This window comes from Gammaproteobacteria bacterium (assembly GCA_029882975.1).
GTDB lineage: Bacteria > Pseudomonadota > Gammaproteobacteria > SZUA-152 > SZUA-152 > JAJDNG01.
The window spans coordinates 13,938-32,322 of sequence record JAOUJW010000007.1 but is presented as its reverse complement, the minus strand read 5'-3'; the positions used below and the strand labels follow the sequence as shown (position 1 = coordinate 32,322).

At 48.2% G+C, this 18,385-nt stretch carries 23 protein-coding genes; 21 read left to right on the top strand and 2 right to left on the bottom strand.

Annotation, left to right across the window (positions count from 1 at the left end; all coding sequences use genetic code 11):
- Positions 1 to 418: 418 nt before the first annotated feature.
- The 20 genes from OEY58_06945 to OEY58_06850 all read left to right on the top strand — a co-directional run bounded on the left by OEY58_06945 (position 419) and on the right by OEY58_06850 (position 15,404).
- Positions 419 to 1,183: a 3',5'-cyclic-nucleotide phosphodiesterase gene (locus OEY58_06945; GenBank protein ID MDH5325183.1), complete on the top strand. Its 765-nt coding sequence runs from the start codon at positions 419 to 421 to the stop codon at positions 1,181 to 1,183.
- An 80-nt stretch (positions 1,184 to 1,263) separates the two neighbouring features.
- The gene (gene ffh / locus OEY58_06940) at positions 1,264 to 2,622 is read left to right on the top strand and encodes a signal recognition particle protein (protein ID MDH5325182.1); all 1,359 of its coding nucleotides are present in this window, start codon (positions 1,264 to 1,266) and stop codon (positions 2,620 to 2,622) included.
- Between the two features lie 146 nt (positions 2,623 to 2,768).
- The gene (rpsP, locus tag OEY58_06935; protein ID MDH5325181.1) at positions 2,769 to 3,017 is read left to right on the top strand and encodes a 30S ribosomal protein S16; all 249 of its coding nucleotides are present in this window, start codon (positions 2,769 to 2,771) and stop codon (positions 3,015 to 3,017) included.
- Between the two features lie 28 nt (positions 3,018 to 3,045).
- Positions 3,046 to 3,597, top strand: coding sequence for a ribosome maturation factor RimM (rimM, locus tag OEY58_06930; GenBank protein MDH5325180.1), 552 nt, complete (start codon positions 3,046 to 3,048; stop codon positions 3,595 to 3,597).
- A gap of 38 nt (positions 3,598 to 3,635) precedes the next feature.
- Positions 3,636 to 4,397: a tRNA (guanosine(37)-N1)-methyltransferase TrmD gene (trmD, locus tag OEY58_06925; GenBank protein ID MDH5325179.1), complete on the top strand. Its 762-nt coding sequence runs from the start codon at positions 3,636 to 3,638 to the stop codon at positions 4,395 to 4,397.
- Between the two features lie 27 nt (positions 4,398 to 4,424).
- Positions 4,425 to 4,775, top strand: coding sequence for a 50S ribosomal protein L19 (gene rplS, locus OEY58_06920; protein ID MDH5325178.1), 351 nt, complete (start codon positions 4,425 to 4,427; stop codon positions 4,773 to 4,775).
- 82 nt (positions 4,776 to 4,857) lie between these two features.
- The gene (xerD, locus tag OEY58_06915) at positions 4,858 to 5,766 is read left to right on the top strand and encodes a site-specific tyrosine recombinase XerD (protein MDH5325177.1); all 909 of its coding nucleotides are present in this window, start codon (positions 4,858 to 4,860) and stop codon (positions 5,764 to 5,766) included.
- A 26-nt stretch (positions 5,767 to 5,792) separates the two neighbouring features.
- The gene (locus tag OEY58_06910) at positions 5,793 to 6,275 is read left to right on the top strand and encodes a YajQ family cyclic di-GMP-binding protein (GenBank protein ID MDH5325176.1); all 483 of its coding nucleotides are present in this window, start codon (positions 5,793 to 5,795) and stop codon (positions 6,273 to 6,275) included.
- An 11-nt stretch (positions 6,276 to 6,286) separates the two neighbouring features.
- Positions 6,287 to 7,027, top strand: coding sequence for a DsbC family protein (locus OEY58_06905; GenBank protein ID MDH5325175.1), 741 nt, complete (start codon positions 6,287 to 6,289; stop codon positions 7,025 to 7,027).
- Between the two features lie 173 nt (positions 7,028 to 7,200).
- Positions 7,201 to 7,455, top strand: a complete 255-nt coding sequence (locus OEY58_06900; GenBank protein MDH5325174.1) for a glutaredoxin — start codon at positions 7,201 to 7,203, stop codon at positions 7,453 to 7,455.
- A gap of 53 nt (positions 7,456 to 7,508) precedes the next feature.
- Entirely contained in the window at positions 7,509 to 8,348 is an 840-nt protein-coding gene (locus OEY58_06895; protein MDH5325173.1) for a glycosyltransferase family 2 protein, read from the top strand.
- A 66-nt stretch (positions 8,349 to 8,414) separates the two neighbouring features.
- The gene (locus OEY58_06890) at positions 8,415 to 9,227 is read left to right on the top strand and encodes a hypothetical protein (protein MDH5325172.1); all 813 of its coding nucleotides are present in this window, start codon (positions 8,415 to 8,417) and stop codon (positions 9,225 to 9,227) included.
- Positions 9,227 to 10,231 (top strand): DNA photolyase, encoded by a 1,005-nt coding sequence (locus tag OEY58_06885; protein MDH5325171.1) that lies wholly within the window; start codon positions 9,227 to 9,229, stop codon positions 10,229 to 10,231. The genes OEY58_06890 and OEY58_06885 overlap by 1 nt, the downstream gene beginning before the upstream one ends.
- A gap of 29 nt (positions 10,232 to 10,260) precedes the next feature.
- Positions 10,261 to 10,974: an SDR family oxidoreductase gene (locus OEY58_06880; protein ID MDH5325170.1), complete on the top strand. Its 714-nt coding sequence runs from the start codon at positions 10,261 to 10,263 to the stop codon at positions 10,972 to 10,974.
- Between the two features lie 40 nt (positions 10,975 to 11,014).
- On the top strand, positions 11,015 to 11,947 hold the full coding sequence (locus OEY58_06875; GenBank protein ID MDH5325169.1) for a cation diffusion facilitator family transporter: 933 nt from the start codon (positions 11,015 to 11,017) through the stop codon (positions 11,945 to 11,947).
- Positions 11,948 to 12,622: 675 nt separating this feature from the next.
- Positions 12,623 to 12,940: a hypothetical protein gene (locus tag OEY58_06870; protein MDH5325168.1), complete on the top strand. Its 318-nt coding sequence runs from the start codon at positions 12,623 to 12,625 to the stop codon at positions 12,938 to 12,940.
- 169 nt (positions 12,941 to 13,109) lie between these two features.
- A complete protein-coding gene (locus OEY58_06865; GenBank protein ID MDH5325167.1) occupies positions 13,110 to 13,844 on the top strand; it encodes a DUF1538 domain-containing protein in 735 nt (244 codons plus the stop codon).
- A complete protein-coding gene (locus OEY58_06860; GenBank protein ID MDH5325166.1) occupies positions 13,844 to 14,650 on the top strand; it encodes a DUF1538 domain-containing protein in 807 nt (268 codons plus the stop codon). Before OEY58_06865 ends, OEY58_06860 begins: the two co-directional genes overlap by 1 nt.
- Before the next feature lie 2 nt (positions 14,651 to 14,652).
- Positions 14,653 to 15,003, top strand: coding sequence for a P-II family nitrogen regulator (locus tag OEY58_06855; GenBank protein MDH5325165.1), 351 nt, complete (start codon positions 14,653 to 14,655; stop codon positions 15,001 to 15,003).
- Positions 15,000 to 15,404, top strand: a complete 405-nt coding sequence (locus OEY58_06850; protein MDH5325164.1) for a CBS domain-containing protein — start codon at positions 15,000 to 15,002, stop codon at positions 15,402 to 15,404. The genes OEY58_06855 and OEY58_06850 overlap by 4 nt, the downstream gene beginning before the upstream one ends.
- Before the next feature lie 12 nt (positions 15,405 to 15,416).
- Here OEY58_06850 and OEY58_06845 read toward each other — a convergent pair whose 3' ends face one another.
- Both OEY58_06845 and OEY58_06840 read right to left on the bottom strand, forming a co-directional pair.
- Positions 15,417 to 16,346: a hypothetical protein gene (locus tag OEY58_06845; protein ID MDH5325163.1), complete on the bottom strand. Its 930-nt coding sequence runs from the start codon at positions 16,344 to 16,346 to the stop codon at positions 15,417 to 15,419.
- 42 nt (positions 16,347 to 16,388) lie between these two features.
- Positions 16,389 to 16,643, bottom strand: coding sequence for a hypothetical protein (locus tag OEY58_06840; GenBank protein ID MDH5325162.1), 255 nt, complete (start codon positions 16,641 to 16,643; stop codon positions 16,389 to 16,391).
- 753 nt (positions 16,644 to 17,396) lie between these two features.
- On the opposite strand from OEY58_06840, the gene OEY58_06835 reads away from it, so the two are divergent.
- On the top strand, positions 17,397 to 18,215 hold the full coding sequence (locus OEY58_06835) for a YhcB family protein (protein ID MDH5325161.1): 819 nt from the start codon (positions 17,397 to 17,399) through the stop codon (positions 18,213 to 18,215).
- Positions 18,216 to 18,385 lie beyond the last annotated feature (170 nt).

Below are 18,385 nucleotides of genomic sequence, written 5' to 3'. Positions count from 1 at the left end.
TGGCAATTGGTCGTTTTGTGACTGGATTTGTCAAATTTTACCTTAGTTGCTATGGTTTGTGGGCCGTTAGTATGACAGGAGCATTTCATATGACGTCCCGGTTCAATTTTTCGACATTTTTGCTGCACTTGCACTGTTTTTGTGGCTTGCATTTACGCCATTTAGCTGTCATGGTTTTGCGCCGTGGGTTCAGTGAGCGGATCCGGATACAGTAAGGTTTCTACCGACGATTTAATAACGTGTCAATGGTTAAATTATTTTCTACAATATTTCGGTTTAGTCCCAAAGCCTATGGCCTTTGTGCCCCGGTTCTGATGCTGATTTCGTCCAGTTTCTGTACACGCCGCGTAAATAGTCTATCATCTTGTGGATTCTTAGTTGATAATAAATTCATAAATTATAAAAACATTGGTGAATTATGGAAATAAGGGTCTTGGGCTGTAGTGGCGGGATCGGCGAAGGATTGCGTACCACTTCTTTCCTATTAGATGATGACGTGCTCATTGATGCCGGCAGTGGTGTGGGAGACCTCACCCTGGATGAAATGAGAAAAATTCGCCATATTTTCCTGACCCACTCTCATATGGACCATTTCGCCTTTCTGCCGTTGTTGGTAGACAGTATTTTTGACACAACCAAACAACCCATCATTATCCACGGCCAAGCCGCCACTTTGGAAGCCTTGCAAAAACATATCTTCAATTGGGTTATTTGGCCTGATTTTGCCAAACTGCCCACGGTGGAAAACCCGGTCATGAGTTATGAGGTCATGACGCCGGACAGTACTTACACTCTTGGGGACCGAACCCTGGAAATGATTGCGGTGAATCATATTGTACCGGGTGTGGGTTACCGGATTGCCTGCGATAACGGCGTTTTTGCGTTTAGTGGCGACTCCACGTGTCACGATAACTTCTGGCTCAAACTCAACGAACGTCCGCGTCTGGATGTATTGGTGGTAGAGGCGGCATTTGCCAACCATGAAGAGGAGTTGAGTATTAAGGCCGGGCATTATACCCCCAAGTTGCTGGCCGCCGATCTGGCCAAATTGAAACACCAACCTGAAATCTACATTACTCATACCAAACCCGGTCAGGAAGACCTGATCGTGAATCAGTGCCAGGAAGCGATTCAGGGCAGGTCTGTGAATCGCTTATACGGCGGCGAACGATTTAAGCTATAATCCATCTTTTTTCCAGTTGGTGGGGACATTCGCTGAGCGAAATCGGTCACCCATAGCTACAGGATTCCGGGAACCGTTTTATGTTCGACAGTTTAAGCGAAAGACTTTCCAAAACCATCAAAACCCTGCGTGGGCAGGCACGTCTGTCAGATGACAATATTAAGGATACGTTGCGTGAAGTGCGCATGGCATTGTTGGAAGCCGATGTGGCGCTACCGGTCGTTAAAGCGTTTGTCGAACAGGTTCGTGAGAAAGCCGTTGGGCAAGAGGTAAAGCAAAGCCTGACGCCTGGTCAAACATTGATCAAATTGGTGCACTCAGAATTGATCACTTTGATGGGTGAAGCCTGTGAGGAGCTTAATCTCAAAGCCAGTCCGCCGGTGGTGATTCTCATGGCCGGCTTGCAAGGTGCAGGTAAGACCACCAGCGTGGCCAAATTGTCGCGCTGGCTCAAAGAACAAAAGAAGAAATCCGTTTTGGTCGCCAGTGCCGACATCTATCGTCCCGCGGCTATCGAGCAGCTGAAAACGCTGGCCGCTGAAGTGGGGGTGGACTTCTTCCCCAGCGATGTTTCCCAGACGCCCTTACAAATTGCTCAGGGAGTAATGAAGCAGGCGCAGATCCAATCTGCCGACGTGGTGATTGTGGACACGGCTGGACGCTTGCATGTGGACAACGAAATGATGCAGGAGATAAAAAGCCTGCACCAGCAGCTGCAGCCGGTAGAAACCCTGTTTGTAGTGGACAGTATGACCGGCCAAGATGCGGCAAATACTGCCAAGGCTTTTGATGATGCCTTGCCTTTGACGGGTGTCATTTTAACCAAAACGGACGGTGATGCTCGTGGGGGAGCGGCGCTTTCCATTCGCCACATAACGGGTAAGCCGATTAAGTTTCTGGGGGTTGGTGAGAAAACTGAAGCGCTGGAGCCGTTTTACCCCGATCGCGTGGCTTCGCGTATATTGGACATGGGGGACATCCTCAGTCTGATCGAGCAAGTCCAGCAAACCGTTGACCATAAACAAGCGGAAAGACTGGCGAAGAAAGTCAAAAGCGGCAAGGCTTTTGATCTGGAAGATTTTCGTTCCCAATTACAACAGATGCAGAATATGGGCGGGATTGCTTCCCTGATGGATAAGTTACCCGGTATGGGGCAAGTACCGCAGGCCGTTAAAAACCAGATGAATGATAAGCAAATGAAGCGTCTGGAGGCCATCATCAATTCCATGACTGTGCAGGAAAGGCGTTTCCCCCAGTTGATAAAAGGTTCACGCAAACGTCGTATTGCCACGGGGTCGGGCACCCAGGTGCAGGATGTGAATCGCTTGCTGAAGCAATTTACCCAAATGCAGAAAATGATGAAAAAAATGTCCAAGGGTGGCATGAGTAAAATGATGCGGGGTTTGAAGGGTAAAATGCCACCCGGTATGCCGTTTTAGGGCGACCTATAGATTTTTGGGGGTGTTCGGCAGTTTTTGTTGGCATTTTGTCCGGCTTTTGCTTAAAATAGCCCCCCTTTCAGCCCGGCTGCAGTGTTTTTCTGTGTCTGGGAATAACTTATTCATTTAATTAGGAAAGATAGTACATGGTAACCATTCGTTTATCTCGAGGTGGCGCAAAGAAACGACCATTTTATAGCATCGTGGTTGCCGACAGCCGCAAAAAACGCGACGGCCGCTTTATTGAGCGCCTCGGTTTTTTCAATCCTGTGGCGCAAGGTGCGGAAGAAACCCTGAGACTGGATCAAGACAGAGTGAATTATTGGTTGTCCCAGGGCGCCAAAGCAACTGATCGTGTTCGCAGCCTGATCAAGCAAAACGCTTCTGCCGCCTGATTCGAGGTTCTCCGTTAAAGCCGATTGGATGGCTGAAAACGATCACTTCATTGTTGTCGGAAAAATTTCCGCCCCCTTTGGTGTCAAGGGTTGGGTGAAAGTGCATTCTTACACGGAATTCACCGACGGCATTCTCGATTACTCACCATGGTGGATTAAGCGGGAAGGCCAATGGCAGCAACTGAAACTCGAAGCTGCCAAATTGCAGGGCAAATGGGTGGTGGCACACATTGAGGGTGTCATGGATCGCGACCAGGCTCAGTTACTGAAAGGTAGCGAGATTGGTGTTACCCGCGAGCAACTGCCTCCGCCTGAAGACGGAGAGTACTATTGGGTGGATTTAATCGGCCTGGAAGTGCGAAATTTGGATGATGTTTCCCTGGGCGTGGTGCGGCGCTTACTGGAAACCGGTGCCAATGATGTGTTGGTGGTGTACGCCAAAAATACGGATCCAGGCAGCCAAACGAGCCAGGAGTCGAGCCATCAGGAGCGACTGATTCCCTACGTACCCGAAGTGGTCGTAAAAGATGTAAACCTGGAGCAGGGTTATATCCGGGTAGATTGGGATACGGATTTTTAATAGGAAACGCTCATGCGTTCGACCATGTGTTTTAGACCATGCGTTTTGATGTAGTTACGCTGTTTCCGAATATGTTTGCCGGCGAAGGCGGGGTGATTAACCGGGCCTTCGATAAGCGCATTTTAGATTTGAATACGTGGAATCCTCGCGATTTCACCCAAGATCGCCATCGGACTGTGGATGATCGCCCATATGGTGGCGGGCCGGGCATGGTGATGCTGTTGGAGCCTATGCGCGCAGCCATACAGGCGGCAGTGGAGCAATCCACTGAAGTGCTACAGCAGGTGCCCCGAGTGATTCACTTGAGTCCGCAGGGACGCCGCCTGGATCAGAACGGTTTACGACATCTGGCCCGGTCGCCAAACTTGGTGCTGGTGTGCAGCCGCTACGAGGGCATGGATGAGCGATTGACCGCCTACATCGACGAGGAATGGTCCATCGGCGACTATGTTCTCAGCGGAGGTGAGTTAGCGGCCATGGTGTTAATTGACGGGGTGGCTCGCTTGTTGCCCGGGGTGTTGGGGGATGCGGGGTCTGCGCAACAGGATTCGTTTATGAACGGTCTGCTGGATTATCCACACTACACCCGGCCTGAAGTCGTTGACGGTATGGCAGTACCACCGGTGTTGCTTAGCGGTAATCATGAACAGATTGAGCGCTGGCGACAAAAACAGGCGCTGGGTAATACCTGGATAAAACGTCCGGAATTATTGCAAGATTTGAATTTGACCGATGAGCAGCAACAGTTGCTGGAAGAGTTCAAAGCAGAATATGAACAAAGTAAAAAAATTGGGTTATAATATCCACCAAATTTAACGGAGCAAGACATGAGCAATATCATCGATCAATTGGAAGCCGAGCAAATGAACCGGGAAATTCCCGAATTCAGCCCGGGCGACACTGTCGTGGTGCAAGTTAAAGTAATAGAAGGCACCCGGGAACGACTGCAGGCTTTTGAAGGCGTTGTTATCGCCAAGCGCAATCGCGGTCTAAATTCTGCGTTCACCGTACGCAAAATTTCTCACGGTGAAGGCGTGGAGCGTGTGTTCCAAACCTATAGCCCCAGTGTTCATGAAATCAAAGTGAAGCGTCGCGGTGACGTTCGCCGGGCAAAATTGTACTATTTGCGCGATCGTAGCGGTAAGTCCGCAAGAATTAAAGAAAAACTGAAAAGATAAGTTTTTCAGTGGGTTCGCAATTCCTGAAACGGAAGCTTCTAGCTTCCGTTTTTGTTTTGCGTTCCGTAATTGAGGCTGCTCAATGACTGATGTTGTTAGCAACAGCGATGCCAGTGTGGATGCGTTCCTGGATGCCCTGTGGATGGAACGCGGCTTGAGTGAAAATACTCTGGGCGCATATCGTTCGGATCTGCTGGCCTTAAGCCGCTGGCTGGACGAGAAGTACCAAAAAACCTTGCTGCAGGCACAGCAGAGCGAATTGTTGGAGTTCCTCGCGTTAAAGGTACAGCAAGGTGCCAAGCCCAGGACTACCGCCCGTTTGGTTTCCAGTATGAAACGCTATTTCCAGTATTGGGTACGGGAAAAACAATTACAACAGGATCCCAGTGACCATATTGATCCGCCCAAACTGGGACGGGATTTGCCCCAGTCATTATCTGAAGCTGAGGTGGAATCCTTGCTCTTGGCACCGGATTTACGTGAGCCCTTGGGAGTGAGGGATCGTTCCATGTTGGAGCTGCTTTATGCTACCGGGCTACGGGTTTCTGAGTTGGTTAACTTGAGCGTAAGTTCGGTGAATATGAACCAGGGTGTAGTAAGGACCTTGGGCAAGGGTTCCAAAGAGCGTTTGGTGCCTATGGGAGAGGATGCGATGACCTGGTTAAACCGTTACTATGAGCAAATTCGTCCCGGTTTGGCTAAAGGTCTGTTGTCGGAAACCCTATATTTAACCAAACGTGGTCAGGGGATGAGTCGGCAGGCTTTCTGGTACTTGATTAAGCGTTATGCCTTGCGCGTGGGTATTCGCAAACCATTATCACCACACACATTAAGGCATTGTTTTGCAACTCATTTGCTCAATCATGGCGCCGATTTACGAGCCGTACAAATGTTATTGGGACACAGCGATTTGTCCACAACTCAGATTTACACTCATGTGGCCAGAGAGCGTTTAAAAAGTCTGCACGCGCAACATCATCCGCGTGGCTGATGCTTTGAACCGAGGGGGAGGTGAGTATGCCGTCATTTGACTTTGTATCCGAAGTGGACCTGCACGAACTGAATAACGCAGTGGATCAGGCCAATCGTGAAGTGAATACTCGTTTTGACTTCAAAGGCACGGATTCCAAATTCCATGTGACTGAAAGTGAAGTGGTGCTGGAGTCTGGTTCAGAGTTTCAACTTCAGCAAATGATGGATATATTTCACAAAAAAATGGTCCAACGGGGATTGGATATTGGTAGTCTGGAGGAGAAAGACCCTCAGATTACCGGTAAACGGGCCAAACAGGTGGTTTTAGTGCGGCAGGGAATCGATAAAGATTTGGCCAGAAAAATCGTTAAGTTGATTAAGGATTCCAAGCTGAAAGTACAGTCGGCGATCCAGGGAGAGCAGGTTCGGGTCACCGGCAAGAAGAGAGACGATTTACAACAAATCATTGGTATGATTAAAGAGTCCAAGCTGGGACTGCCCATTCAAACCACAAATTTTCGAGATTAGTTGAGGCGTACATGAAAAAAACCTTATTGCTTGTTTTATTGTTAATTACAGGGCCGGTTTTTGCCGATGCCGAATTAGACAAAGTGCGGAAAAGCCTCCAAAGCTTGAATATCAAGTCCCAACCGGATAGCGTGACTAAAAGCAAAGTACCCGGTTTCTATGAAGTCGTGTATGGGGCTCAGGTGTTTTATATCACCGCTGATGCTAAGTATATGATTGAAGGGGATGTGTGGGATCTTAAACGTCGGGTCAATCTTACCGAAGAAAAACGGAATACCGGACGTGTTAAAGCCGTTTCCGCTTTGGATGAAAAATCCCTGTTGATTTTTGCTCCTAAGGAGAAAAAATACAGCATCACCGTATTTACTGATATCGATTGTGGTTATTGCCGTAAATTGCACAATCAAATGGCAGAGTACAACGATCTGGGTATCGAGATCCGCTATGCTGCCTACCCTCGTTCCGGTTTGCAAACAGAATCCTATTTTAAAGCGGTGGCCGTTTGGTGTGCGGTGGACAAACTTAAGGCTATGAATTTCGCTAAAGGCGGCGCCAAGTTAGCCCAATTGCAACAAATGACCCAGGTGGAAGGGGATACCTGTAAAAAATCCATAGAGCAGCACATGAGTGTGGCGCGAGAAGTGGGTGTCACTGGAACACCTACTATTGTCATGGAAGACGGTAGCGTATTACCTGGCTATGTACCCCCGGCGCGACTGTTACAGGAGCTGAGAAAACTGCGAAAAAGCTGACAGTATTTGTAGTCTAAAGACTATTGCACACTTTTTACCACTGTTTAATTATTTGATAACTAAGGCAATGGCCAATCTCTGTTGCAGAATAGGCTTTTGCTGAGCCAAGAGAGGCTAAAGTTTTTCCCGGACTGGAAGATACAATTAGGTCCGAGCATTATCGGGGGACAGTTATGAATAGAGTCAAAATTTACAGTACGGGAATATGTCCCATCTGTGATAAAACCAAACAGCTGCTTTCCAAATGGAAAATCAGCTACGAAGAGGTTCGCATCGACCAGGATCACGGCAGTTTGAAGGAAATGGCTGTGATTACCAAAGGAGCGCGAACGGTACCTCAAATCACCATAGACGGAAACTGGATTGGCGGATTCAGCGAACTGACCGAAATGCACATGGACGGTGATTTGGATCCGTTGATGGGCTAATCGCTACCCAACGTTTCGAAAAACGTCCAGAACCGGCAGCGGAATTGGAAACCATGCGGGCTGACGTCAGCGTCATCATCCCAAGCTATAATCGGGCTCATTGCATAGAGCGGGCTTTGTGCTCCGTGTTTGAGCAGAACAGTTTGCCCCAACAGGTGATTGTGGTGGATGATGGGTCCACTGACCGTACTCAAGCGTTGATCCGGCATAAGTATCCGCAAGTCAGGCTGATAAGCCAAAGCAACCGGGGGGTCAGTGCCGCCAGAAACGCGGGAATCGCGGCTGCGGATACAGAATTCATTGCGTTTCTGGATTCGGACGATGCCTGGTTGCCACACAAGCTGCAGCGGCAAGTGGCATGGATGCAGGATCATCCGGACTGCGTTTTTAGTCACACTGAGGAAATCTGGATACGTAATGGGGTTAGGGTGAATCCCATGAACAAACACCGTAAAAGCGGTGGTCTTATTTATTCCCACTGTCTGCCTTTGTGTGTTATCTCTCCCTCATCGGTTATAATTCGTCGAGTTCTATTGGAACAGGTGGGCGGATTCGATGAGACGCTTCCTGCTTGTGAGGACTATGACTTATGGTTGCGCATCTGCAGCCGGTTTCCGGTGGCTTTTTTGGAGGAACCCTTGCTGCTTAAATACGGTGGTCATGCGGATCAGTTGTCCCGAAAGTATTGGGGAATGGATCGCTACCGTATTACTGCGCTGATAAAAATGTTGGATAGCGGATGGCTGGATGCTGAAAACACTAAGCTGACCGTGGAGATGTTACGGAAAAAATGCCGAATTTTCATCAAAGGTGCCCGTAAACATAAAAATATCGAAGACATTGGTAAATACGAAGCCATTCTGTCCAGCTACGACTACGAGCCGGCACTGTAATTAGGGCCAAGCGAGCGTGCGTTCCGTCGCTTTAATCTCTTTAAACAATGAGTATTCGGGTTTTTCATGATTAATATCGTGGTGGCATTGCCCTGTGAGGCACAGCCTTTGGTTGAACACCTGGGATTGCACAACGTTTCTCTATCGGGGCCGTTTCGCTTATATACCAGTGAAGCGGTGAGTGTGCTGGTGAGCGGCGTGGGTCGGTTGCATGCGGCTGCCGCTACCGCGTATTTGCAGGCCTATTGCGGGGCAGATACGCAACACGCTTGGATTAATATGGGTATTGCCGGTCACCGCGAATACGAAGTGGGTCGAGGTTTTCTGGCTCATAAAGTCAGCGACAGTGACGGTGCAAGTTTTTTTCCAGGATTGAGTTTTGATTTTTCCGGGCAAACGGCAGCGGTGTTGAGTGTGGATCGGGCCGAGTGCGATTTTGAACAAGATGTCCTTTATGAGATGGAAGCGGCGGGGTTTTACGCAATTGCCTCGCGTTTTAGCAGTACTGAGTTGGTACACTGCTATAAGGTGGTATCCGATAATTCGGCTACAGGTACCGAAACTCTGGATAAGCAAACGGTGAAAGCATTGGTCCAAGGCCATCTCGGTATTGTCGATGAGTTGATCCGGCATTTGAGTGAGATGTTGGCGCATGTGGGCGAACCGGTTCAGGTACAACAGGATTACACGCGTATTGTTACTGCCGGGATTCATTTTACCGTGACACAAAAAGCACAATTAAGGGGTTTGCTGCGGCGGTGCCATGCTTTGGGTTTGGACGATTGTTGCCGCGCAGAGGCTTTAATTGAGACGCGTAGTGCCAAACAGATCTTCTCTGCTTTGCGTGATAATTTGCACCGCTACGGTTGTGCTTACTGATGTTCTCTTGTATTTATGTGGAACAATCTCTTGCCAACCATCCCTTGACACAGGGTATTCTGCAACGGTTTGAGGCCATACCTCACGTCGTCGTACAACGCTACGGCGAGGTGTTTAACCGTAAAGCACAGAATTTTCGCTTGCAAAAAAATAAACCCGCGTTGATTCTTGCACGCAAACATGAGCGCTTTGTGTTGCCCGCACCGCCCGGTTATGGATTTGGAGAGGGCGACAGTTATTATTTCTCGCATATGCTTAATTGCATCTATGATTGCCGTTATTGTTTTTTGCAAGGTATGTATCGCTCTGCTCATTATGTGTTATTTGTCAATTTTGAGGACTACCAGGAGGCTATCGAAACTATTTTGAGACAACCGGGGTCTGAGCAACGGTATTTCTATTCCGGTTATGATTGCGACAGTTTGGCGTTGGAGCCGGTTAGCGGTTTTGCGGCGGAGTTTATTCCCTGGTTTGCGCAGCGACCTCAGGCATGGTTTGAAGTGCGAACCAAAAGCACTCAAATAAGAAATATTCTATCTCAAAAGGTTTCAGCGAATTGTGTTCTGGCGTACAGTTTTACACCGGAAGATATCTGGAACGCCCTGGAGCATAAAGTTCCTGCATTGAACAAGCGCATTGATGCCTTGTTGCGTTTGCAGCAGCAGGGTTGGCGTGTGGCCTTGCGGTTTGAACCGGTGATTTATCAGGAAAACCTCCAAGCAGTCTATACGCAGTTGTATGAACGTATTTTCAGTGTTATTGATGCTGCCAAACTCCATTCCGTCAGTATTGGCATGTTTCGCGTTCCTCGGGACTATTTCAAGAACATGCAACGGCTGTATCCACAGGAAAAACTGTTTGCTCTGGATTTTTTACAGACTAACGGCTTGATATCCTATCCGCCGGAGCTGGAAACGCAAATGGTGTCACAACTGAAAAGTGGCTTATTGAATTATGTGAGTGCCGACAAGTTCTATCATTGTTCAATGGGGCAGGATTCTTAACCGCTAAGCCGAATTTATCAGGACTTGAAATGGAAACGTCAACACAGCGACAAACATTAGTCATAACCGGAGCCAGTTCAGGCATTGGTGCGGCGGTAGCGCAACGCCAGATTCAGGAAGGCTATAGCGTTATCGGGCTGGGGCGACATTGCGAAAGCCGGGAGCACTTTGATGCCGTAGCAGTGGATTTTTCTCGCCTTGAGGCTGTAGAACAAGGTGCTTTGGACATTGCCCGATCAGAAAGTGCCGGGCAAATATGTGCTCTGGTGTGCTGTGCCGGTGTGGGCCGATTTGGAGGGTTGGAGGAGTTTTCATTAAAGCAAATGCAGGAAATAATGCACGTGAATTTTATGGCGCACGCCGTGTTGCTAAAGCATCTGTTACCTGTGCTAAAGCGACGTCAACAAGGGCATTTGGTTGTGATTGGTTCGGAATCCGCCTTAAACGGCGGTAAAAACGGAGCGCTTTATTGCGCCAGCAAGTTCGCCTTACGGGGCTTGGTGCAGTCTCTGCGGGCAGAGTGTTCTGCTGCTAATGTCAACGTGACTTTGATTAATCCGGGAATGGTACGTTCCCCGTTTTTTGAAAACCTGGCTTTTGAGCCGGGTGATCACCCGGATAACTACATATTACCTGAGGATGTGGCTCACACTGTTGCTATGGTGTTATCGATGCGGCAGCATACGGTAGTCGACGAAATTAATATGAGTCCCCTTAAAAAAGTCGTTAAGAAAAAGTCTTAATGCAGCAATAAGAACCGATAATTACGAGGAAAAAACCAACATGTCAGCATCAGCATCCAAAAAAGTCATATTTGCCGCTTTGGCGGGAAATACGCTCATAGCGATAACCAAATTTATTGCTGCTGCCTACACCGGCAGCTCTGCGATGGTATCTGAAGGTATTCATTCCTTAGTGGATACGGGTAATCAGGGTTTGTTGTTGTATGGTATGAAACAGGCGCAAAAGCCGGCGGATGCACAGTTTCCCTTTGGACATGGTAAAGAAATATATTTTTGGTCCTTTGTGGTGGCCATTCTCATATTTGCCTTGGGAGCCGGTATTTCCATTTATGAGGGTGTGCATCATGTGTTGCATCCAGAGCCGATGAAAAATCCAATGATCAATTATATTGTCTTGGGTCTGGCTATTTTGTTTGAAGGGTGGGCTTGGTATTTTGCACTCAATGAGTTTAAAAAAGCCAAAGGCGGTTTGGGATATTTTGATGCAGTGCGCAAGGGTAAGGATCCAACCATGTTTGTAGTTTTGTTTGAAGATTCTGCAGCCATGCTGGGATTAATAATTGCCTTGGTGGGGATTTTTCTGGGCAATCATTTGGGGATGCCGGTGTTTGATGGGATCGCCTCCATTCTCATCGGTGTGGTGTTAGCCGCCACTGCAATTTGGCTGGCACACGAAACCAAGAGTTTACTCATAGGAGAAAGTGCCAATGTTCATGTGGTTCAGGGAATACGGGACATTGCTGAAAAATGTCATTTACAGAAACATGTCAATGAAGTTCTGACTATGCATATGGGGCCGGATTACATATTAGTGAATTTAAGTATGGATTTTACCGGTACCGCCGGGGCGAACGAAGTGGAAAAAGCGATCGCCGAATTGGATAGGCAGATCAAAACCGCTTTTCCCACCGTGAAGCGGGTATTTGTGGAGGCCGAGAAAAAGCCGGCAAATAAATCAGTGAGCAGTAGTTAGGGGAGGGGAAGACGAAAGCAACATCCCTGTTGCCAAGGAGGGTCAAGGGCAATCAGTGTGAGTGTTTAAGAGCTGATTTTCCCTTGTGGCTGTTCAAAGAAACCATGTCCAGGTTTTCACACTGGGGACATTTTGTGGTTCGATATTTGGCGATATGGAAAATGGTCCAAGCCAGAGGCAGTAATAGAAGTGGTAAGAAGCCGGTAAAAAACGTTACGCTGGCGGTACATAACCAAAACAGAAGGTCGACCATAAAACTGACTGCGCACTGGTTGATGGGTTCTCCCACGAAACCGCAGGAGGTACAAACACGGTGTTTCATAAAAATTACTCCAGAAAAAAATTTAACAACATAAGTATATCATTATAAACTGAATAAAAGTTTAATGAATTCTTAAGAACTCTTTATTTAGTGTGGCGACGATCTATATAAATACAATAAAAACAGTAATATGCCGTATTATCTTATTAAGACTAAGGAATTATTGCTATGACAATTGTCAATGCTTTTGCGCCCATTTTTGCCATCGCAATTGATAGATAAGCTTGTGTAACAAAAATTGACTTGGCTCAATGTCTGATTCATTGGCGGGGGCTATGGTTAAACCACCGGAGTTATAATAATTTTGTTACGTCAATTCAGTCGTCACTCCGGTTGAGTTTGAGGGCTTGGTTGTGCAGCAGTTGCCGAAGATTCCATTGTCGATACCGGCTTGGCTATTTGATAGCGAGTTGCATTCACAGCAGTGCTTGTTAAATGCCATGACCCTGGAAGGCTTGCTGGTGGAAGCCGGGGAACAGAATCTTATTCCAGGCACTACACTCACAGTTGTGTTTTATCTGAGCATTGCCGGAATCCGCCGTCGTTGTCAGGAGAACGTAGTGGTGGATGAAGTACATGGATGCCAGGCCGGTTTGCGATTTCAACGCTTTGATAATTGTCACTCCTGCAATGTTGAGAAATTGGTTCATTTCTCGAGAAATTCGCACTAACACTTCGCTGCATTGTATCCACTGAATCCAGAGCATTTTTCAGCGCTGGGGTTTCTGTATATAATGCACGCCATACAATGGCGATAAGGACAAAAACTCCAGTGAATATTGTTTGTCTTGGAAACGATAACTTCTGCCAAGCCTCAGCCATTCTCAATTAACGGGGCACATGAAATCCATTCTAACCGCTGTTGTCGTGCCCCTGCTGGGAAGTTTTCGGGATCTGGCACCAATTATTTTGGTGGTGGGCTTTTTTCAGTTAGTGGTATTGCGTCAACCGATTCCCAATATGTCGGAAATATTGCTGGGAACACTACTCGTGGCGATGGGGCTGGCCTTGTTTATTAAGGGCTTGGAATTGGGTTTGTTTCCCATTGGTGAATCTATGGCGTTTGCACTGGCTCGAAAAGGCAGTGTGTTCTGGTTGCTGGTGTTTGCGTTCTCCCTGGGATTTGGTACCACCGTTGCGGAACCGGCGCTGATTGCTGTAGCCAAGGAAGCGGCAAGTGTTGCCGCAGAAGCGGCAGTGATTAACAACGATGAGCCATCCCGAAACAGCTACGCCTTTGGCTTGCGCTTGACGGTTGCTATATCGGTGGGTCTGGCGATCTTGTTGGGTGTGTTGCGAATTCTCAAGGGTTGGCCGATTCATTATCTCATTGTTGGTGGATATATAGCCGTGGTCATTATGACCATGTTTGCGCCACCGGAGATTATCGGCATTGCCTATGACTCCGGTGGCGTCACCACATCCACTATCACGGTGCCGTTGGTTACCGCTTTAGGCGTGGGCTTGGCATCAAGCATTAAAGGCCGAAATCCCATGGTGGATGGATTTGGGCTCATTGCCTTCGCATCGCTATTACCGATGGTATTTGTGATGGGATATGGGATGGTCGTTTAGTGGATCTACTAAACACCATTGTCACTACCGTGTTGCAGACCGTCAAAGATGTGCTGCCGATTGCACTCATCATATTAGGAATGCAGCTTGCCGTGATTCGCAAACCCATCCCCCACTGGCGCCGGGTGTTGCTGGGATTTGTCTATGTGTTGATAGGGTTGGCGTTGTTTTTAGTGGGCTTGGAGCTGGCCTTGTTCCCCATTGGTAAAATCATGGCGCAGCAGCTTACCGATCCGGTGTTTATCACCGGTAAATTAGCTGCTCAGGCAAAGGATTTGCTCACCTGGGATTATATTTGGGTGTACATTTTTGCTTTCGCTATCGGGTTTTCTACAACCATTGCCGAACCTTCCTTGATCGCCGTGGCAATCAAAGCTAACCAGGTGTCCGGGGGGGCTATTGATGTCTGGGGATTGCGGGTGGCGGTAGGGTTCGGCGTCGCCATTGGCATTGCATTGGGGTCGTACCGGATTGTCACGGGAACCCCTTTGCATTATTTCATTATCGCGGGTTACGTGATTGTGTTGATACAAACAATTTATGCACCGCGCTTGATTATTGCTCTGGCCTACGATTCCGGCGGTGTGACCACATCGACGGTGACTGTACCCATTGTAACCGCATTGGGCCTGGGTCTGGCAGCTACCGTTCCGGGGCGAAGTCCTTTATTGGATGGATTTGGTTTGATTGCGTTCGCCAGTTTATTTCCCATGATTACCGTGATGGGGTATGCGCAGATCTCCGAGTGGCGGAGTGGGCGTAGTGCCGCCAAGAATGCTCATAAGACTGATATTGATGGAGGATGACCATGCATTTCAAATTGTTGATCGCTTTGGTTGATGACGATAAGTCGGATGCTGTTATGCAGGCAGCCCGAAAGGGTGGGGCGACAGGAGCCACTATAGTCAACCATGCCCGAGGCGAAGGTTTGTCTCCGGCAAAGACGTTTTTTGGTTTATCACTGGAGACTCAGCGGGATATGTTGTTGTTTTTGGTGGAGGAGCATCTCAGCCGACGGATTTTGGAGGATATAGCAAAAGTCGGAGGGTTTGATGAGCAGTCCGGTGCCGGGATTGCTTTTCAGATTAATGTGGAGGATGCAGTTGGTGTCTCCCATCAGGTTCAAAGTTTGAGCAAGACGGTGGAGGATGAGCTATGAGCACAAAAGAAGTTATTCGTGTTCGGGATGTTATGAAAACCCAGTTCGATCTGGTTGATGGCATGGATACCATTTCTCAAGCTTTGAAGAAGATGCAGCACGTGGATACCAAATGTTTAATGGTTAACCGGCGTCACGATAATGATGAATATGGAATGTTGTTATTGTCGGATATTGCCCGCAGGGTGCTGGCATGCAATTTATCTCCGGACCGCGTTAATGTCTATGAGATTATGGCTAAGCCCGTTGCCTTTGTTTGTCCGGATATGGACATAAAATACTGCGCTCGATTTTTAGATCGGTTTGAGCTGTCGCGGGCGCCGGTTATCGAGGCCAATAAGGTGATCGGAATTGTCAGTTTTACCGATTTAATCTTAAAAGGATTTTGCCGAGATATGTGAAGGCTATTTACCTTATGAATCCCCTTTGGTGCTTTGCAATTGTTTCAGAAGGCGGATATGTGATCGGGCCCAATGTTCGCCGGTTTCTTCAGGCGATGCCGGAGCGGAAGGTGCTGCGGGAACTGCGGTGGGAGGAGCCGATTTGTTCGGAGCCTTCTTTGTTGACGCTTTTTTAGGAGCGGCACTGAGATTTTCCAGTTTGGGTTGAATCGAGTCCATAACACGGCTGGGTTCCCGTGTCGGTGCGTGTGTGCCGGGTGCCCGTAAATGGGCGGCAAAGGCCATTAACATAATGCCGCAGAGTTCCAAAAGAATGGAGCGTGTAATCAGAAAATAAAACTCCGATTGCAGTGCGGGCCATCCCGTTACTTTTTCCAACTGGGTGAAAAAATCCGAGGAACTCTGTTTGCGTTGGTTCTGTAGTTGGAATAGTTTTTCGTTTAGGCTAATTTTTTTGATTTCCAAATCCGTGGCACGATTGAGAGAGTCCTGTCCCAGTTCACGGCTGTTGGCGTAAACAGATTTGCTTTGTTTTTCGGCGTTGAATCGGTAACCGGCAATGACGTTATCCAGACTGGCGATTTGCGCCTTGATGGACTCAATTTGTGTATCCAATGCGGTGGCTTGATTGTTGCCCGATTGTAATGCAGCCTTTTGTGCCAGGGTCATGACGCCGATGCTGAACAGGAACAAAATGCAACCCATAGCAAATAACATGGAGCGCCAGTACAGTTTTTTTGAACTCAGCGCAGCTGCTGCGATAAAGCAGATGGATTCTGTGATTTGAAAAATAATACCGGCGGCGATGAAGACCCGTTTGGAGGTGTCGTCTCCGGCGAAATGCAGCATGCCTTCAATGAGGTACCACCCGGACACGGCCATCGCACAAAATCCCACCAGAAACACAGCCGTTTGTGTCACCTGTGTGCGGACAGTAGACATGTGTGGGTATGTGGCACTGTAGTTCATTAGAAAAATCTCACTTTAGGATTTACGACGTCGGCCGGTTTTCAGGCGTTCTATTTGGGTTAAGGTTTGCTCCAGATCACGGTCACTCATGCTGCTGAGGACATGGATGCCTGCCCTGACAATTTCACTCTTGGTGCTGCGTGCAGTCAATGCCGGGTCGCGGTCACGGATTTTTTCAATCAGACGGCAATCGGAAACCGGCATGGAGAATGTTTCACGCACCAATTTATCCGCAGCCGGTTTTACTTTTTTCCCGTCAGATATCGCCATGAGTCGCCCTGTGGAATGGGGGGGACCGTTGTTCCCCTAGGTTTCTTTGTTTTACAATTTTGTTATTGCTGTTTCGTTATTACGAGTTGTTGCAGAATTAAGTACAGACATACCGTAATAACCGTATGTACTATTATTGCTAAAACCTGGGTTCGGATCAACCATTGTTACAGGGAAAGACGTAGGAAAACAAGGGATATTGGAGGCCAAAGAATTCGAGTAAAATGCACCACAAAAAAAAGCCCGGAGTTAAAGTGGTTCCGGGCTGGGCTTACTACAGACAGAAATCGTTTTTATGGGGTTATTGGCCCTACACTAGTTTTGTGAGTTTAGGGTTTTTATATGTTGAGATCATTAGTAGGTTAAATGTGCGGGGCTACACTCTGTGATGGATTTCCTCAATGAGGTGTTGCGGTGCAGAACCCCACGAGGCAGCAATCCAAAAATCCACTTGCGTCTCTTCGTTCATCCTTTTTTCTTAGATACTAACTAATGGCTATCAATCCATCTAAGTGGCGAGTCACTGTGAAGGCAGTCTAACCGCTGTAGGCAGACTATCGTAACTGTTCGAAAGGATAGTGTTTGTAAATATAATGTAGGTCCTTATGGATTATATGTAAAAAGTATATAAACTTTGGTGGCTTGTTTCGCAATGGGGGGGGAATGTGCCACAATAGGGAAGCATGAGGGTAAACCGGAACTCGGAAGCGGGATCTTCCGGTTCCACTGTTAAAATCTGTGGGAGATTTAGTAATGGTAACGTGGGTGGTATTTTTAAGTCTGGGTTTGTTGGTGGGTATGGCCGCGGGTGTTTACTTTGGACAAATGGACATATTCAGGCGCCGACAACGGGAAGAGCTCAAGGCGCGCCTGGAAAACGCTGAAAATGAATTGTCCCGCTATAAGATGGAAGTGACTGAGCACTTTTTGGTGACTGCCTCGCTGGTAAATTCCATGACGGAAAGCTACCAGGCAGTTCATGAACATTTGGCGAAAGGTGCGAATCGCTTATGCGACAGTACGGTCAATGTGAATCGCCTGAACGTGACTTCAAAACGGCAATTGGACGAACTGCAGGTGGAAAGAACGGCACAGCGGGTCACAGAAGACGCGGAACCGTTAATTGCTCAATCCGTGGACAGTTCTGCGAATCGGGGGGCGGGCGACACGGAATTGGATAGCGAAGCTGTGCAAAATGTAGCCACGACCACTTCTGGGCCTGAAACCGGCGACTCTGTCAGCGAACAACCCAAACGGACCGGCGAGGAATCTCCCAGGAAGCCGACCCATCGTACCACCCAGTCCAAAGTAGCTTCTGTGGACAATGGGCGTAGCCCTGCTGTGGAAAAAGCAAGCTTACACCAGATTCCTGTACCTCCGGATGTGGTTCCCGAGCCGACCGGAGTCAAACCACAGGAAACCGTAGCGGATTTATTGACCGAGGCAGAGGGTACTGCAGGAGTCCCTTCAGGTGAAACTCCATCCTCACTTCAGGATATAGTGGAGCCGCCTTCTACACCTGAAGCCCTTTCCCTGGAGGACGATGAGCCTCCCACTCGAACTGTGCACTAACCCCAATCCAACCCCGAACCGGTCCCCCTGGTTCGGGGTCACTATAGGATGCTGACCTCGAGTCTCGGTTGCACTATCCTTTAAGAGAGAGGCGGATTCCGTGCTCATGAGGATGAATCGCCGGTTCTTATGCAATGATGGTTCTTGTGAAAAACAGGTCTAAAGCGACA

What these genes read in the sequence shown, in the direction of transcription:
- OEY58_06945 (MDH5325183.1), top strand. Translation starts at nt 419, where the DNA reads ATGGAAATAAGGGTCTTGGGCTGTAGTGGCGGGATCGGCGAAGGATTG.
- ffh (MDH5325182.1), top strand. Translation starts at nt 1,264, where the DNA reads ATGTTCGACAGTTTAAGCGAAAGACTTTCCAAAACCATCAAAACCCTG.
- rpsP (MDH5325181.1), top strand. Translation starts at nt 2,769, where the DNA reads ATGGTAACCATTCGTTTATCTCGAGGTGGCGCAAAGAAACGACCATTT.
- rimM (MDH5325180.1), top strand. Translation starts at nt 3,046, where the DNA reads ATGGCTGAAAACGATCACTTCATTGTTGTCGGAAAAATTTCCGCCCCC.
- trmD (MDH5325179.1), top strand. Translation starts at nt 3,636, where the DNA reads ATGCGTTTTGATGTAGTTACGCTGTTTCCGAATATGTTTGCCGGCGAA.
- rplS (MDH5325178.1), top strand. Translation starts at nt 4,425, where the DNA reads ATGAGCAATATCATCGATCAATTGGAAGCCGAGCAAATGAACCGGGAA.
- xerD (MDH5325177.1), top strand. Translation starts at nt 4,858, where the DNA reads ATGACTGATGTTGTTAGCAACAGCGATGCCAGTGTGGATGCGTTCCTG.
- OEY58_06910 (MDH5325176.1), top strand. Translation starts at nt 5,793, where the DNA reads ATGCCGTCATTTGACTTTGTATCCGAAGTGGACCTGCACGAACTGAAT.
- OEY58_06905 (MDH5325175.1), top strand. Translation starts at nt 6,287, where the DNA reads ATGAAAAAAACCTTATTGCTTGTTTTATTGTTAATTACAGGGCCGGTT.
- OEY58_06900 (MDH5325174.1), top strand. Translation starts at nt 7,201, where the DNA reads ATGAATAGAGTCAAAATTTACAGTACGGGAATATGTCCCATCTGTGAT.
- OEY58_06895 (MDH5325173.1), top strand. Translation starts at nt 7,509, where the DNA reads ATGCGGGCTGACGTCAGCGTCATCATCCCAAGCTATAATCGGGCTCAT.
- OEY58_06890 (MDH5325172.1), top strand. Translation starts at nt 8,415, where the DNA reads ATGATTAATATCGTGGTGGCATTGCCCTGTGAGGCACAGCCTTTGGTT.
- OEY58_06885 (MDH5325171.1), top strand. Translation starts at nt 9,227, where the DNA reads ATGTTCTCTTGTATTTATGTGGAACAATCTCTTGCCAACCATCCCTTG.
- OEY58_06880 (MDH5325170.1), top strand. Translation starts at nt 10,261, where the DNA reads ATGGAAACGTCAACACAGCGACAAACATTAGTCATAACCGGAGCCAGT.
- OEY58_06875 (MDH5325169.1), top strand. Translation starts at nt 11,015, where the DNA reads ATGTCAGCATCAGCATCCAAAAAAGTCATATTTGCCGCTTTGGCGGGA.
- OEY58_06865 (MDH5325167.1), top strand. Translation starts at nt 13,110, where the DNA reads ATGAAATCCATTCTAACCGCTGTTGTCGTGCCCCTGCTGGGAAGTTTT.
- OEY58_06855 (MDH5325165.1), top strand. Translation starts at nt 14,653, where the DNA reads ATGCATTTCAAATTGTTGATCGCTTTGGTTGATGACGATAAGTCGGAT.
- OEY58_06850 (MDH5325164.1), top strand. Translation starts at nt 15,000, where the DNA reads ATGAGCACAAAAGAAGTTATTCGTGTTCGGGATGTTATGAAAACCCAG.
- OEY58_06845 (MDH5325163.1), bottom strand. Translation starts at nt 16,346, where the DNA reads ATGTCTACTGTCCGCACACAGGTGACACAAACGGCTGTGTTTCTGGTG.
- OEY58_06840 (MDH5325162.1), bottom strand. Translation starts at nt 16,643, where the DNA reads ATGGCGATATCTGACGGGAAAAAAGTAAAACCGGCTGCGGATAAATTG.
- OEY58_06835 (MDH5325161.1), top strand. Translation starts at nt 17,397, where the DNA reads ATGGTAACGTGGGTGGTATTTTTAAGTCTGGGTTTGTTGGTGGGTATG.